The sequence below is a fragment of the bacterium genome (genome assembly GCA_040753085.1).
GTDB lineage: Bacteria > UBA9089 > JASEGY01 > JASEGY01 > JASEGY01 > JASEGY01.
On the sequence record JBFMHI010000034.1, the window covers coordinates 7,588 to 8,467 of the forward strand.

General features: G+C 51.7%; 1 protein-coding gene. It reads left to right on the forward strand.

What is annotated here, in order from left to right:
- The coding region (locus AB1797_05675) for a hypothetical protein (protein MEW5767105.1) at positions 1 to 880 on the forward strand (880 nt) is incomplete at both ends.

Sequence of the window (880 nt, forward strand, 5' to 3'; positions counted from 1 at the left end):
TCAGGATAAACGATCCTCTCCCACCTGGCGCCGCCAAGGTAAGCAACTATGCCAGAGTCAAGGAAGACGATAATCCGGATACACCCATTCCTCCACCTCCTCCTGTGCCGCTTGGCGAGCCTGATCTCTCTTCAAGCTCAAAGGGGTCTTCCCTTGAGGATACTAATAACGATGGTTACGGCAATCCAGGTGAGGTGATTAGTTATACCATTACTATCCGGAACACAGGCAATGCCCCGGCTAAGGATGTGGTTGTCACCGATCCCATCCCTGAGTATACTACCTATGTCTCCGGCAGTATCACCGGCACCGGAGGCAGTGAGGCGCAATTACCGAACAGTCTACGTTGGCAGTTAGGAACTGTTACGGCTGGAGCCAACGTAGTTCTTGGCTTCAAGGTCAGGATAAACGATCCTCTCCCACCTGGCGCCGCCAAGGTAAGCAACTATGCCAGAGTCAAGGAAGACGATAATCCGGATACACCCATTCCTCCACCTCCTCCTGTGCCGCTTGGCGAGCCTGATCTCTCCTCAACTTATAAGACGGTTTCCCTGGAGGATGCCAATCTTGACGGTCAGGTCAATCCAGGAGAGGTGCTCAGTTATACCATCACTATCCAGAATACCGGCAATTCCCCGGCTAATAATGTGGTGGTCACTGATACCATCCCTGACTATACTGCCTATGTCTCTGGCAGTATTACCGGGACCGGTGGTAGTGAGGCGCAATTACCGGACAGTCTACGTTGGCAGTTAGGAACTGTTACGGCTGGAGCCAACGTAGTTCTTGGCTTCAAGGTAAGGATAAACGATCCTCTTCCACTTAGTGTAAGTAAGATAAGCAACCAGGCCATAGTCACCGGAGACAATATCCCTGAGGA